This is a genomic window from Enterobacter sp. JBIWA005 (assembly GCF_019968805.1).
GTDB lineage: Bacteria > Pseudomonadota > Gammaproteobacteria > Enterobacterales > Enterobacteriaceae > Enterobacter > Enterobacter vonholyi.
On sequence record NZ_CP074159.1, the window covers coordinates 3,400,649 to 3,414,042 of the forward strand.

Annotated in this window: 14 protein-coding genes; 3 read left to right on the forward strand and 11 right to left on the reverse strand. The window is 57.7% G+C overall.

The genetic code is table 11. The features are described from left to right. Positions 1-3 precede the first annotated feature (3 nt). Entirely contained in the window at positions 4-513 is a 510-nt protein-coding gene (gene crr / locus KGP22_RS16085) for a PTS glucose transporter subunit IIA (RefSeq protein WP_003861316.1), read from the forward strand. 45 nt (positions 514-558) lie between these two features. Here the strand turns inward: crr and pdxK are convergent, their stop codons facing one another. From pdxK to KGP22_RS16135, 10 genes are all read right to left on the reverse strand, one after another. After that, positions 559-1,395 carry a pyridoxine/pyridoxal/pyridoxamine kinase gene (gene pdxK / locus KGP22_RS16090; RefSeq protein ID WP_111965202.1) on the reverse strand — a complete coding sequence of 279 codons (837 nt, stop codon included), beginning with the start codon at positions 1,393-1,395 and terminating at the stop codon, positions 559-561. 5 nt (positions 1,396-1,400) lie between these two features. After that, positions 1,401-2,312, reverse strand: coding sequence for a cysteine synthase CysM (cysM, locus tag KGP22_RS16095; RefSeq protein ID WP_223580134.1), 912 nt, complete (start codon positions 2,310-2,312; stop codon positions 1,401-1,403). 118 nt (positions 2,313-2,430) lie between these two features. Next, positions 2,431-3,525: a sulfate/thiosulfate ABC transporter ATP-binding protein CysA gene (gene cysA / locus KGP22_RS16100; RefSeq protein ID WP_008501607.1), complete on the reverse strand. Its 1,095-nt coding sequence runs from the start codon at positions 3,523-3,525 to the stop codon at positions 2,431-2,433. After that, on the reverse strand, positions 3,515-4,390 hold the full coding sequence (cysW, locus tag KGP22_RS16105) for a sulfate/thiosulfate ABC transporter permease CysW (protein WP_045325891.1): 876 nt from the start codon (positions 4,388-4,390) through the stop codon (positions 3,515-3,517). Before cysW ends, cysA begins: the two co-directional genes overlap by 11 nt. Further along, positions 4,390-5,223, reverse strand: a complete 834-nt coding sequence (cysT, locus tag KGP22_RS16110) for a sulfate/thiosulfate ABC transporter permease CysT (protein WP_004123378.1) — start codon at positions 5,221-5,223, stop codon at positions 4,390-4,392. Before cysT ends, cysW begins: the two co-directional genes overlap by 1 nt. After that, positions 5,223-6,236, reverse strand: coding sequence for a sulfate ABC transporter substrate-binding protein (locus KGP22_RS16115; RefSeq protein ID WP_111965200.1), 1,014 nt, complete (start codon positions 6,234-6,236; stop codon positions 5,223-5,225). The genes cysT and KGP22_RS16115 overlap by 1 nt, the downstream gene beginning before the upstream one ends. A 172-nt stretch (positions 6,237-6,408) precedes the next feature. After that, entirely contained in the window at positions 6,409-7,308 is a 900-nt protein-coding gene (locus KGP22_RS16120; protein WP_223580135.1) for a Dyp-type peroxidase, read from the reverse strand. A gap of 92 nt (positions 7,309-7,400) precedes the next feature. Next, complete coding sequence (locus KGP22_RS16125) at positions 7,401-7,976, reverse strand: RpoE-regulated lipoprotein (RefSeq protein WP_223580137.1); 576 nt, start codon at positions 7,974-7,976, stop codon at positions 7,401-7,403. 63 nt (positions 7,977-8,039) lie between these two features. After that, positions 8,040-8,489, reverse strand: coding sequence for a DUF2919 domain-containing protein (locus KGP22_RS16130; protein WP_111965197.1), 450 nt, complete (start codon positions 8,487-8,489; stop codon positions 8,040-8,042). Beyond that, positions 8,476-8,901 (reverse strand): GNAT family acetyltransferase, encoded by a 426-nt coding sequence (locus KGP22_RS16135; protein ID WP_014884750.1) that lies wholly within the window; start codon positions 8,899-8,901, stop codon positions 8,476-8,478. The genes KGP22_RS16130 and KGP22_RS16135 overlap by 14 nt, the downstream gene beginning before the upstream one ends. A gap of 212 nt (positions 8,902-9,113) precedes the next feature. Between KGP22_RS16135 and amiA the strand changes: the two genes are divergently transcribed. Then, the gene (gene amiA, locus KGP22_RS16140) at positions 9,114-9,989 is read left to right on the forward strand and encodes an N-acetylmuramoyl-L-alanine amidase AmiA (RefSeq protein WP_111965196.1); all 876 of its coding nucleotides are present in this window, start codon (positions 9,114-9,116) and stop codon (positions 9,987-9,989) included. Continuing rightward, a complete protein-coding gene (hemF, locus tag KGP22_RS16145) occupies positions 9,989-10,888 on the forward strand; it encodes an oxygen-dependent coproporphyrinogen oxidase (protein ID WP_111965195.1) in 900 nt (299 codons plus the stop codon). Before amiA ends, hemF begins: the two co-directional genes overlap by 1 nt. 56 nt (positions 10,889-10,944) lie before the next feature. Here hemF and maeB read toward each other — a convergent pair whose 3' ends face one another. After that, positions 10,945-13,224, reverse strand: a complete 2,280-nt coding sequence (gene maeB / locus KGP22_RS16150) for an NADP-dependent oxaloacetate-decarboxylating malate dehydrogenase (RefSeq protein WP_111965194.1) — start codon at positions 13,222-13,224, stop codon at positions 10,945-10,947. Positions 13,225-13,394: the final 170 nt, after the last annotated feature.

The window sequence follows — 13,394 nt, forward strand, 5'->3', positions numbered from 1 at the left end:
ATCATGGGTTTGTTCGATAAACTGAAATCTCTGGTTTCTGATGATAAGAAAGACTCCGGAACTATTGAGATTGTTGCTCCGCTCTCCGGCGAGATCGTCAACATCGAAGACGTGCCGGATGTAGTGTTTGCTGAGAAAATCGTTGGTGATGGCATTGCTATCAAACCAACTGGCAACAAAATGGTTGCTCCAGTTGACGGCACCATCGGTAAAATTTTTGAAACCAACCATGCGTTCTCTATCGAATCTGATAGCGGTATCGAACTGTTCGTTCACTTCGGTATCGACACCGTTGAACTGAAAGGCGAAGGCTTCAAACGTATCGCGGAAGAAGGCCAGCGTGTTAAAGTTGGCGACCCGGTGATTGAATTCGATCTGCCACTGCTGGAAGAAAAAGCCAAGTCTACCCTGACGCCGGTTGTTATCTCCAACATGGACGAAATCAAAGAACTGATCAAACTGTCTGGCAGCGTCACCGTGGGTGAAACCCCGGTTATCCGCATCAAGAAGTAATTCTTGCCCGCACAGAAAAATGGCGCCTTCGGGCGCCATTTTTGTTTATGCCGGGAGGATAAGCTCGTCGTAGCCTTTCGACTGGGTATAAAGCATCACGTCAGTCACCCGATCGCCGGCCATGCGAATGGCATCTGCAACGGTTTTCCCCTCTACAATTCCGCTCACCAGCTCTGAACAGAACAGGTCGCCCGTCCCTTTCAGATCGGTTTCTACGCGCGGGTGCGCGCTGACGGTCACGCCCTCATTCGTCACCAGTACCACGTGGATGTTTTGCGGGTCGTCTGCGACCGGCGCGCTGGTGATCGCCACCCATTTCAGGCTGTCTGAAAGCAGTCCCTGTGCCGCCGCGATGGCGCTTTCCGGCGTGCGGCACGGCTTGCCGCTTAACACTTCCAGCTCGTAGACGTTTGGCGTAATCCCCTGCGCCAGCGGCAGCAGGTGCTCCCGATAAGCCTGCGGGATATCCGGCTTCACGTACATCCCGCTGTCGATATCGCCGATAACTGGGTCGACCAGCACCAGCAGATCAGGATGCTGAGCTTTGACCGCCTTCAGCCACTGCGCCAGCAGGACGATCTGGCTGGCACTGCCCATATAGCCTGTGGTAACCGCCTTAAGCTCGCGCAGGATCTCGCGCTCTTCCAGCGCCTTCAGGTAGCCGCTGAACCACTCATCGGGGATCACGCCACCATAGAAGGTGTCATAGTGTGGCGTGTTGCTGAACAGTACCGTTGGCACGGCGGTGACGTTCAGCCTGTGGGTTCGAATATTAGGCACCGCAATGCTGTTACCCACGCTCCCGTACACCACCTGCGACTGTACCGCGACAATATCAGTTTGCTGCGCCCGGGTATTATCCCGGAATAGAATCATCTCCATGACGCTTAAATCCCCGCCCCCTGCGAATAACTCTCTTCACCAAAGACGCCGGTAGACAGATAGCGATCGCCGCGATCGCAAATAATCGCCACCACCACAGCGCCCGGGTTTGCCTGCGCTACCCGAATCGCGCCCGCTACCGCGCCGCCCGAGCTGACGCCGCAGAAGATACCTTCGCGTACGGCCAGCTCACGCATGGTATTTTCCGCCTCGCGCTGGTGAAGATCCAGCACCTGGTCCACAAGCTGCGCATTAAAGATGCCGGGCATATACTCCGCCGGCCAGCGGCGAATGCCCGGAATGCTGCTCCCCTCTTCCGGCTGCAGGCCCACAATGGTGACGGCTTTGTCCTGCTCGCGCAGAAAACGCGATACGCCGGTAATGGTGCCGGTGGTGCCCATGCTGGAGACAAAATGGGTGATTCGCCCGTCGGTTTGCTGCCAGATTTCCGGGCCGGTGGTGGTGTAGTGCGCGTACGGGTTGTCCGGATTATTAAACTGATCGAGCAGTTTACCTTCGCCGCGCTCGGCCATTTGTAACGCCAGGTCGCGCGCGCCTTCCATCCCCTGCTCTTTGGTCACCAGAATCAGCTCGGCCCCATAGGCACGCATCGCGGCGCGGCGCTCCTGGCTCATGTTGTCCGGCATCAGCAGCTTCATGCGGTAGCCTTTCAGCGCCGCAATCATCGCCAGGGCGATACCGGTGTTGCCGCTGGTGGCTTCAATCAGCACGTCTCCCGGCTTAATTTCTCCGCGTTTTTCAGCCTGGACAATCATCGACAGCGCGGCACGATCTTTTACCGACCCCGCCGGGTTATTGCCTTCGAGTTTGACCCAGATTTCGCTGCCGTTAGCCGGCCCCATGCGCTGAAGTTTGACCAGAGGGGTGTTGCCGATGGTGTGTTCGAGTGTATTCACGTTTTTTACTCAATAAAAAAGCCGGGTGGCGTTTCGCTTACCCGGCCTACAAGACGCAGTGATAACTGTAGGCCCGGTAAGCGCAGCGCCACCGGGCGATAAACATCCTAATAACCTATCAGGCTGACTCCGCCAGAGCAATATCCTCGCGCGTCTCGATGCGCTCCTTCCCGTGATAAATCCGGGCATGCTGCAGCCCGACAAACAGGCGCTCCCCCCGGTGCGGCGGGACGTCGTCGCGCATGACCACGGTCAGCGGCTCGGTATACCAGCCCAGCGGCTGTACCACCAGTTGGGTGTAGTGACCTTTAGGGCTCGCTTCCAGCACCTGCACCGGCAGCGGTGAATCCAGGCTGGTTCGGCGGCTCACGTCCACTTCCCACGGACGCAGGAACAGATCGACCGGGCCCTGGTGCGCGGAGGTATAGCCCAGCGGCCAGCGGTGCGCGCCCACGTGGAACTGACCGCCGCGAATAGTGCCCTGCAGACGGTTCACCTCGCCCATAAACTCCAGCACGAAGCGGGTCGCCGGTTCACGCCAGAGCTGCTCCGGTTCGTCAACCTGCTCAATGTTGCCCTGGCTCATGACCACCACGCGATCCGCAACTTCCATCGCCTCTTCCTGATCGTGGGTCACGAAGACGCTGGTGAATTTCAGCTCTTCATGGAGCTGACGCAGCCAGCGGCGCAGCTCTTTACGCACCTGCGCATCCAGCGCGCCGAAGGGCTCATCCAGCAGCAGAATTTGCGGTTCAACGGCCAGCGCGCGAGCCAGCGCTACGCGCTGTTTCTGCCCGCCGGACAGCTGGGCCGGGAAACGATCCGCCAGGTGAGCCAGCTGCACCATCTCCAGCAGTTTGGTCACCTTAGCCTTAATGGTTGCCGCATCCGGGCGCTCGCGACGCGGCAGCACGGTAAGCCCAAACGCGATGTTGTCAAATACGGTCATGTGGCGGAACAGGGCGTAATGCTGGAACACAAAACCCACTTTACGATCGCGGGCGTGCAGGCGGCTCACGTCGGTGCCGTGGAAGCGGATGTGTCCGCTGGTCTGATGCTCAAGCCCGGCGATAATGCGCAGCAGCGTGGTTTTGCCCGAGCCGGACGGCCCCAGCAGCGCCACCATTTGTCCGGAAGGGATATCCAGCGAGATATCATTCAGCACCTGGGTGCGACCAAAAGACTTCTTAATATTGGCAATCTCAATGCTCATGATTTCCCTCCTGATGCTGACGTTTTTCCTGATTTTCTAAACGCCACTGCACCACACTCTTCAAAAACAGGGTCAAAATGGCCATCAGCGTCAGCAACGCTGCGGCAGTAAACGAGCCGATGGTGTTGTAGTCCTGCTGCAGCAGTTCAATCTGCAGCGGCAGCGACAGGGTTTCACCGCGAATGGAGCCGGAAACAACGGAAACGGCACCGAACTCGCCAATCGCGCGGGCGTTGGTCAGCACCACGCCGTAAAGCAGCGCCCAGCGGATGTTCGGCAGCGTCACGCGGCGGAACATTTGCCAGCCCGAAGCCCCCAGCAGCACCGCCGCTTCGTCTTCGTTGCTCCCCTGGCTTAGCATCACTGGCACCAGTTCGCGCACTACAAATGGACATGTCACGAAGATGGTGACCAGCACCATGCCCGGCCAGGCGAACATGATCTGCAGGTTATGCGCATCCAGCCAGCCGCCCAGTGGGCCGTTGGAGCCATAAAAGAGCAGGTACACCAGGCCCGCTACCACCGGCGACACGGCAAACGGAATATCCAGCAGGGTCAGCAGCAGCTGACGTCCCGGGAAGTTAAAACGCGTCACCAGCCACGCCAGCAGGGTACCGAACACCAGGTTCACCGGGACGGTGATCAGGGCAATCAGCACGGTCAGCCAAATGGCGTGGAGCATATCCGGGTTCGCCAGGTTTTCCAGCGCGGGCATCAGACCCTTGCTGAACGCCTGAACGAAAATATAAATCGTCGGAACGACGAGAATGAGGGCGGAAACCAGCACGCCCGCCCCAATCAGAAACCATTTACCCCAGTTGATGCGGGGCGCATCGTATCGCTTCAATTGCGTAACTTCCGCCATCAGTGACCTACCACACGTCGACCAAAGCGACTTTGCAGAGTGTTAATCGAGTACAGCAGCAGCAGCGAGGCGGCGAGGATCACCGAAGCAATCGCGCTCGCCGCCGGATAATCAAACTCCTGCAGGCGGATGAAAATCATCAGCGAGGTCACTTCCGTTTTCCAGGCGATGTTCCCGGCGATAAAAATCACCGCGCCGAACTCACCGAGGCTGCGGGTAAACGACAGCGCAACACCTGCCATCAGCGCTGGAGAGAGCTCCGGCAGCACCACCTTGCGGAAGCTCTGCCAGCGCGTGGCGCCCAGTGTTTCCGCCGCTTCTTCGTATTCCGGACCCAACTCTTCCAGCACCGGCTGCACGGTACGTACCACAAACGGGATGCTGGTGAAGGCCATCGCCACCGCGATACCGAGCCAGGTGTAGGTTACTTTGATATCAAATTTCGCCAGCCACTCGCCGTACAGCCCGTTTACAGAGAAGAGCGACGCGAGGGTTAAGCCCGCCACCGCCGTCGGCAGCGCAAACGGCAGATCCATCAGGGCGTCAAGCAGCGTGCGGCCCGGGAAGCGATAGCGGGTCAGGATCCACGCCATCAGCAGGCCAAACACGCCGTTAAAAATGGAGGCGACAAACGCCGACAGCAGCGTCACCTTATAGGCCGCCACCACCTGCGGGTTGGTGACCACGTCCCAGTACTGCGCCCAGCTCATCTGAGCAAGCTGCATCACCAGCGCGCTGAGCGGCAACAGCAGGATCAGGCAGACGAACAGCAGGCTGGTCCCGAGGCTTAAGGTAAAGCCCGGCAGGACGCGTTTTGTCGAAACTGCAAACATTACTTATGCCCCGCCGCCAGCAGTTTGTCTAACTCACCGCCGCTGGCAAAATGCGTTTTCATCACATCAGGCCAGGAGCCAAAATGTTCTTCCACGCGGAACAGCGCGGTCTGCGGGAACTTATCTTTCAGCTTGTTCATCACGTCCGGGTTGTTTACGCGGTAGTAGTAATCGGTAATGATGGTCTGCGCCTGAGGGCTGTACAGGTAGTTGAGATAGGCTTTTGCCGCTTTCTCGGTACCGTTCGCCTGCACGTTTTTATCCACCCATGCGACCGGGAACTCGGCCAGAATGTTGGTTTTCGGGATAACCACCTCAAAGCCCTGCGCTTCATACTGTTTGCGGATGTTATTCACTTCCGATTCAAAGCTGATCAGCACGTCGCCGAGACCGCGCTCCGCGAAGGTCGTTGTCGCCCCGCGGCCGCCGGTATCAAACACTTCGACGTTTTTCAGGAACTGGGTCATGAACTGCTCGGTTTTGGCTTTATCGTTACCGTCAGCCTTGTCCGCCGCGCCCCACGCGGCTAAATAGGTATAACGCGCGTTACCGGAGGTTTTTGGGTTCGGGAAAATCAGCTTCACGTCGGAACGCACCAGATCGCTCCAGTCGTGGATATTCTTCGGGTTGCCCTTACGCACCAGGAAGCCCATGGTGGAATAGAACGGGGAGCTGTTGTTCGGCAGACGGCTCTGCCAGTCCGCCGGGATGAGGTTGCCTTTGTCGTGCAGGATCTGCACGTCAGTCACCTGGTTGTAAGTCACCACATCCGCTTTCAGGCCCTGCAAAATCGCCAGCGCCTGCTTGGACGAGCCGGCGTGGGACTGCTTGATGGTCAGCTTGTCGCCGTTATTGTCTTTCGCCCACTGCTGTTCAAACGGTGGATTAAGGGCGGCAAACAGCTCGCGGGAGACATCATACGAACTGTTCAACAGTTCAGTCGCCTGCGCCTGTGCCACCAGCAGTAAACCTGCCAGCGCCAGAGTTCCTTTTTTCAGTACAGTAACGGCCATTGCGCACCCTTATAAATGTGATGACTATCTTATAGTCATAATATTTATAACGGGGATGAAAGGAGTAACGGTTTTATATACCGTTTGGTGATTTAGAAGCAGAAAAGGGAATAAGGGTGAGGCTTGGTGCCCTCACCCCGGCCCTCTCCCGCAGGGAGAGGGAGAAATGCCATTACAGCGCTAGCAAACGCTCAACGGACGGCGCAAAGTAGTAGCCGCCGGTCACCGGTTTGGTGAAGCGGAGCATGGCGTCGCGCTTGCCGTCGGTATCACCGAACATGCTCAGCAGCTGCTGCTCGATGTTATACAGGCGCGCGCAGTAGGCGCAGAAGTAAAGGCCGTGCGTTCCGCTTGCAGTACCGTACGGCAGGCTCTGGCGGACAATCTTCAGCCCTTTGCCGTCTTCTTTGAGGTCAACGCGGGTCAGGTGCGAGGTAACGGGACGGTCGTCGCCGTCAATCTCTTCGTTAGCCTCTTTCGTACGGCCAATCATCATCTCCTGGTCGTGCACGCTCATGCGGTTAAGCTGCTTGAGGTTGTGCTCCCAGCGCTGCACGAACACGTAGCTGCCGCCCGCATCCACGCCGTCTTTAATCACCGCCACTTCACGACGCGTCTCTTCGCCCGCCGGGTTTTCGGTACCGTCGACGAAGCCGCTCAGATCGCGCTCTTCGACCCAGCGGAAGCCGTGAACCTCTTCCTGCACATCAATGCTGTCGCCAAAAGCCGCTACCGCCGCCTGGGCAACGGAAAAGTTCACATCGTGGCGCAGGGAGAGAATGTGGATCAGCACGTCGTATTGGGTTGCCGGAGCCAGACCTTTGCCGTATGGGATGAAGTCTTTCAGCTCTTCCGCCCCTTCACCACCGCTCAGCTGACGCCAGACGTTATTGCCAAAGGCGACAACGGCGCCGAGGTGTGCTTCCGGGAATTTGGCCTGGAAGGTCGCCAGTTTATCAATAAACGCTTTGCTGACCGCACGCAGGGCATCCACATCCCCTTTAACATTGGCTTCAATCCAAATCGCCGCGCGGCAATGTTCTGGCAAAATGCCACTCTGAACCTGAGACATCGCTCCTCCTGAAATAAAGATGCCACGTCAGCGTGGCATTGATAGCGGGTATTATACCCGGATTTCAGCGAGGCGGTTTGCTCAGGCGCAAATTACTGCTTCCAGAGTATTTTGCTCACTTTCCAGCTCTTAAGCGTGTCGTCAGACGGCATCAGTCCTTCCGGGCCGCTCCAGGTGCCGGTGAAGACATAGCTGATGTGCTGGCTGCCTTCAGCCTTACATTCCACCGCAACCTTGTCGTCAGACGGCACGCTGGCGCAGTTGCCAAAGGCCTGCTTATAAAGATCGCTAAACGGGGTCCCCACCTTCACACCGCTCGCCGTCGGAATATCTGCATCCATCACCGCAATTCGGTTGACCGTGCCTTTGTCACCGTTGATCACCAGCGCCAGCTTGTCGCCCTTCAGCGCCTCGTAGTAGCGAACAATATTGCCATTCTCCGTTTTCATGCCGCTGCGCAGGCGGTAATCACTGCTGAGCGCATCCTGGATAGCATTCTGATCCAGCGCCGTCGCGGCGGTAATTTTCCCCACGCCCTGCTCGGTTACTTCCGTTGATGAGCCAAACCAGTTCCACGGATACGCAGCGGACCAGTTAATGGAGGAGAGCGTCGAACAGCCGGTCAATGCCAGCGGGAGAGCGCATAAGAGTAAACGCAGCGATTTCATTAAAACGTCCTTACTTGTTAAATCAACGCTTGTTGGAGTGCGACATCGGCAAAAAGTGCCGGATTAATCATCCTGAGGCGCAAAACAGGCACGAAGACGCGGGTTGGTCATCAGCCACAGCAGCGCCACAATATCGGCCACCACCAGCGCAACGCCGGTGCCCGTCAGCGGTTCACCGTACCACCAGAGAACCGGCTGCCATAAGAGCAGCGCAGTCTGGGCAAGGATTAGCAGCCAGCGAAGCGTGCGCCAAAAACGAGGGATCAGGTGCCGTCGTCCGCTGCACAAAAAAGCCACCACCGCCGGTACGCCCGGCAGTAAGCCGAGCCAGAAAGCATCGTGATCGGGATAAAAAAGATTCAGCAGCGTATCGCCCTGCCCGCGCGACGCGGCGGCCATCACAAACAGAACCCAGGTTCTGGCCTGGAGCAGCAGAACGCACCAGAATAAAAAGGGCAGCCTGACGCGGCCCTGCGCGTCATAGTCTGCCGGATGGATCTCAGTACTCTTCATCTTCGATCAGACGCTTTCCCAGATTCAGCACGTCAGAATGCTCGTAGCCCAGACGCTCATACATTCCCAGCACCACATCGTTATCTTCCCGCACCATAATCTGGATTTTCGGGCAGCCGCGGGCGATCAGCTTCTTCTCGAGCCGGTTAAGCAGCGCATTGGCAATGCCGCGACCACGGTATTCCGGGTGGACGCCCAGATAATAGGCCGAGCCGCGGTGGCCGTCGTAACCGCCCATTACCGTCCCCACAACCTCACCGTTGACTTCCGCGACCAGGAACAGACTGACGTCGTGATTCACCTTACGTTCGATATCCATTTCCGGATCGTTCCACGGACGCAGCAGATCGCAGCGCTCCCAAAGGGTAATCACCTCTTCGAAATCTTCCTGGCGAAAAACGCGTATCTCCATGGTATTAACCGCCTTTTCGGGTTTAAAAACAGTGATTATGGCGCGAAGCTCGCCTTTAGCCAATAACCGGGGAAAATCTCGCCAAAATTTGGCATAATGTCACTTTGTCACGTATTGAAATGAAAAGTAAAACAATTCTCAACATGGACTGTCGTAACGGGAAACACGATACGATATAACACCAGGACCCCATTTTTTAGTATTCAGGCCGCATGAGCACATTCAAACCATTAAAAGCACTCACATCGCGTCGTCAGGTTCTCAAAGCGGGGCTGGCGGCCTTAACGTTAACGGGTATCGCAAAGCAGGCTCAGGCGAAAGACGAGAGCACGCTTAAAACCAGTAACGGACACAGCAAACCGAAAAGCAAAAAGCCGGGCGCGAAGCGTCTGGTGATGCTCGACCCTGGGCACGGCGGCATTGATACCGGCGCCATCGGCAAAAACGGGTCGAAAGAAAAACACGTCGTGCTGGCGATTGCAAAAAATGTGCGGACGATTTTACGCAGTAACGGCATTGACGCCCGTCTGACGCGCTCTGGCGATACCTTTATTCCGCTGTATGACCGCGTAGAGATCGCCCACCAGCACGGTGCGGATCTGTTTATGTCGATTCACGCGGACGGCTTTACCAACCCTTCTGCGGCAGGTGCCTCGGTGTTTGCGCTTTCCAACCGCGGCGCCAGTAGCGCCATGGCGAAATACCTCTCCGACCGCGAAAACCGGGCGGATGAAGTCGCCGGGAAAAAAGCCACCGACAAAGACCACCTGCTACAGCAGGTGCTGTTCGACCTCGTGCAGACGGATACAATCAAAAACAGCCTGACGCTTGGCTCGCACATCCTGAAGAAGATTAAGCCGGTGCATCGCCTGCACAGCAAAGGCACCGAGCAGGCGGCGTTCGTGGTCCTGAAATCACCGTCCATCCCGTCCGTGCTGGTGGAAACCTCCTTCATCACCAACCCGGAAGAGGAGCGACTCCTTGGCACCACGGCATTTCGTCAGAAGATCGCCAACGCTATCGCCTCTGGCATTATCAGTTATTTCAACTGGTTCGATAACCAAAAAGCGCACTCCAGGAAACGTTGATGAAACCCGATGCACAACTGGTCAAAACTTTCCTGCTGAAGCTGCAGGATGAGATTTGCCAGAAACTGGCCGCCGCAGACTGCGGAGAATTTCAGGAAGATACCTGGCAGCGCGAGGCCGGCGGCGGCGGGCGCAGCCGCGTGCTGCGTAACGGCGGCATCTTCGAACAGGCTGGCGTGAATTTTTCCCACGTTCACGGTGACGCCATGCCCGCGTCTGCGACGGCACATCGTCCCGAACTCGCGGGCCGCAGCTTCGAAGCGATGGGCGTCTCGCTGGTGGTGCACCCGCACAACCCGTTCGTGCCAACCAGCCACGCCAACGTGCGCTTTTTCATTGCGGAAAAGCCGGGGGCCGATCCGGTCTGGTGGTTTGGCGGCGGTTTCGACATGACGCCCTACTACGGCTTCGAAGAGGATGCCGTGCACTGGCACACCACCGCGCGGGATCTTTGCCTGCCGTTTGGCGAAGACATTTACCCGAAATATAAAAAGTGGTGCGACGACTACTTTTACCTGAAGCATCGCGACGAGCAGCGCGGCATCGGCGGACTGTTCTTTGACGATCTCAACACGCCTGATTTTGATACCGCGTTCAGCTTTATGCGTGCGGTGGGTGAAGGCTATACCGACGCGTACCTGCCTATCGTCGAACGCCGTAAAGACACCAGCTACGGCGTGCGCGAGCGCGAGTTCCAGCTCTACCGCCGCGGGCGCTACGTGGAGTTCAACCTGGTGTGGGATCGCGGGACGCTGTTCGGCCTGCAGACCGGCGGGCGCACGGAGTCGATTCTGATGTCGATGCCGCCGCTGGTGCGCTGGGAGTACTGCTACGAGCCAAAAGAAGGCAGCCCGGAGGCTGCCTTAAAAGAGTTTATTCAGGTTCGGGACTGGGTGTAACCCTCCCCTCACCCCGGCCCTCTCCCAAAGGGAGAGGGTTAGGGTGAGGGTAAAAATTACAGCGGCTGCGTCTGCGCCTCAACTACCGCCAGCGCGACCATATTCACGATACGACGCACGGAGGCAATCGGCGTTAACACGTGCACCGGTTTTGCCACGCCCATCAGCACCGGTCCTACGGTCACCCCTTCAGAGCTGGAGACGCGCAGCAGGTTATAGCTGATACGCGCCGCTTCCACGTTCGGCATAATCAGGATATTAGCCGATCCCTTTAGCGGGCTGTCCGGCATACGTTCATTACGGATGCTTTCCACGAGCGCGGCATCGCCGTGCATTTCTCCGTCAATCATCAGCTCCGGCGCGCGCTCGCGCACCAGCGCCAGCGTCTCACGCATTTTGCAAGCCGCCGCAGATTTGGACGAACCGAAGTTAGAGTGCGACAGCAGCGCCACCTTCGGCTCGATACCAAAGCGACGCACGGTCTCGGCGGCCATCACGGTGATCTCCGCCAGCTCATCCGGGCTCGGATCGTCGTTAACGTAGGTGTCAGCGATAAAGGTGTTGCCGCTCGGCAGCAGCAGGGCGTTCATCGCACCGGCGGTATGCACGCCGTCGCGATAGCCGAAGATCTCCTGCACCACGCTAAAGTGCTCGTGGTAATCGCCGATGGTGCCGCAGATCAGCGCATCCGCCTCGCCGCGATGGACCATGATCGCGCCGATCACCGTCGTGTTGCTGATGACGGCTTTCTGCGCCTGCTCCTGGGTGATCCCCCGACGCTTCATGATCGCGTAGTATTCGGTCCAGTACTCTTTGAAGCGCGGATCGGATTCGTTGTTTACGATCTCGAAGTCGACGCCCGGCTTAATCTGCAGGCCCAGCTTCTGGATACGCATTTCAATCACGCTCGGACGACCAATCAGGATCGGCTTCGCCAGACCTAAGGTGATCAGCTCCTGGGTGGCGTGCAGCACGCGCGCCTCTTCCCCTTCCGCCAGCACCACGCGCTTCGCGTCGGCGCGCGCCTGAGAGAAGATCGGCTTCATGAACAGGTTGGTTTTATAGACAAACTCGGTGAGCTTATCGACGTAAGCGTCGAAGTCTTCAATCGGACGCGTCGCCACGCCGGAGTCCATTGCCGCTTTGGCCACCGCAGGGGCAATTTTGACAATCAGACGCGGGTCGAACGGTTTTGGAATGATGTAGTCCGGGCCGAAGCTCAGATCCTGATCGCCATAGGCTGAGGCAACCACTTCGCTCTGCTCGGCGTGGGCCAGCTCCGCGATGGCGTGAACGGCTGCAAGCTTCATCTCTTCGTTGATCGCCGTTGCGCCGACGTCCAGCGCGCCGCGGAAGATGAACGGGAAGCAGAGCACGTTGTTGACCTGGTTCGGGTAGTCCGAACGGCCGGTACAGATGATGGCGTCTTCACGCACCGCTTTCGCCAGCGGCGGCAGAATTTCCGGCTCAGGGTTCGCCAGGGCCAGGATCATTGGCGCACGCGCCATCTTCTTCACCATCTCCTGGGTCAGCACCTTCGGACCCGAGCAGCCGAGGAAGATATCCGCGCCGTCAATGACGTCCTCAAGCGTGCGCTTGCCGTCGTCTTCTACCGCATACGCCGCTTTGGTTTCCGCCATGTTCGGCTCGCGGTCTTTATAAATAACGCCCTTAGAGTCGCAGACCACAATGTTGTGTTTCTGCATACCCAGCGCCACCAGCAGGTTCATACAGGCGATGGCCGCGGCGCCGGCGCCGGAGACCACCATGCGCACGTCGGAGAGGTTTTTCTCTACCACGCGCAGGCCGTTCAGAATCGCAGCGGTGCTGATAATGGCCGTACCGTGCTGGTCATCATGGAACACTGGAATGTTCATACGCTCGCGCAGCTTCTGCTCGATATAGAAACATTCCGGCGCTTTGATGTCTTCCAGGTTGATCCCGCCGAAAGTCGGCTCCAGCGCGGCCACTACGTTAATGAACTTGTCAGGATCGAGTTCATCCACCTCGATATCGAACACGTCGATACCGGCGAATTTCTTGAACAGCACCCCCTTGCCTTCCATCACCGGCTTACCGGCCAGCGCGCCGATGTTGCCCAGCCCCAGCACCGCCGTGCCGTTAGAGATCACGGCGACAAGATTGCCGCGCGCGGTGTATTTGTAGGCCGCCAGCGGGTCTTTTTCGATTTCCAGACACGGGGCAGCTACGCCCGGGGAATAGGCCAGTGCCAGATCGCGCTGAGTTGCCAGCGGCTTGGTTGGGGAGACCTGGATTTTGCCCGGGACAGGGAACTCGTGAAAATCGAGGGCACTCTGTTTCAACTGCTCATCCATCTTATTTATCCTTTCACGTATCGGTCAAAAGGGTGACGTAAGCGATCCTGATGCACACCCTGGTGTGCCGCCTAGTATCGCCTCAGGCCGCCTCCTAAACTTTGAAGGCAGCCAAACTCTCACCATCACACATTAAAAATTGTTATCAATTTATAACAGCCATGTTACCC

Coding starts and splice junctions, on each gene's coding strand:
- crr (WP_003861316.1), top strand. CDS start 4: ATGGGTTTGTTCGATAAACTGAAATCTCTGGTTTCTGATGATAAGAAA.
- pdxK (WP_111965202.1), bottom strand. CDS start 1,395: ATGGAGATGATTCTATTCCGGGATAATACCCGGGCGCAGCAAACTGAT.
- cysA (WP_008501607.1), bottom strand. CDS start 3,525: ATGAGCATTGAGATTGCCAATATTAAGAAGTCTTTTGGTCGCACCCAG.
- cysW (WP_045325891.1), bottom strand. CDS start 4,390: ATGGCGGAAGTTACGCAATTGAAGCGATACGATGCGCCCCGCATCAAC.
- cysT (WP_004123378.1), bottom strand. CDS start 5,223: ATGTTTGCAGTTTCGACAAAACGCGTCCTGCCGGGCTTTACCTTAAGC.
- KGP22_RS16115 (WP_111965200.1), bottom strand. CDS start 6,236: ATGGCCGTTACTGTACTGAAAAAAGGAACTCTGGCGCTGGCAGGTTTA.
- KGP22_RS16120 (WP_223580135.1), bottom strand. CDS start 7,308: ATGTCTCAGGTTCAGAGTGGCATTTTGCCAGAACATTGCCGCGCGGCG.
- KGP22_RS16125 (WP_223580137.1), bottom strand. CDS start 7,976: ATGAAATCGCTGCGTTTACTCTTATGCGCTCTCCCGCTGGCATTGACC.
- KGP22_RS16130 (WP_111965197.1), bottom strand. CDS start 8,489: ATGAAGAGTACTGAGATCCATCCGGCAGACTATGACGCGCAGGGCCGC.
- KGP22_RS16135 (WP_014884750.1), bottom strand. CDS start 8,901: ATGGAGATACGCGTTTTTCGCCAGGAAGATTTCGAAGAGGTGATTACC.
- amiA (WP_111965196.1), top strand. CDS start 9,114: ATGAGCACATTCAAACCATTAAAAGCACTCACATCGCGTCGTCAGGTT.
- hemF (WP_111965195.1), top strand. CDS start 9,989: ATGAAACCCGATGCACAACTGGTCAAAACTTTCCTGCTGAAGCTGCAG.
- maeB (WP_111965194.1), bottom strand. CDS start 13,224: ATGGATGAGCAGTTGAAACAGAGTGCCCTCGATTTTCACGAGTTCCCT.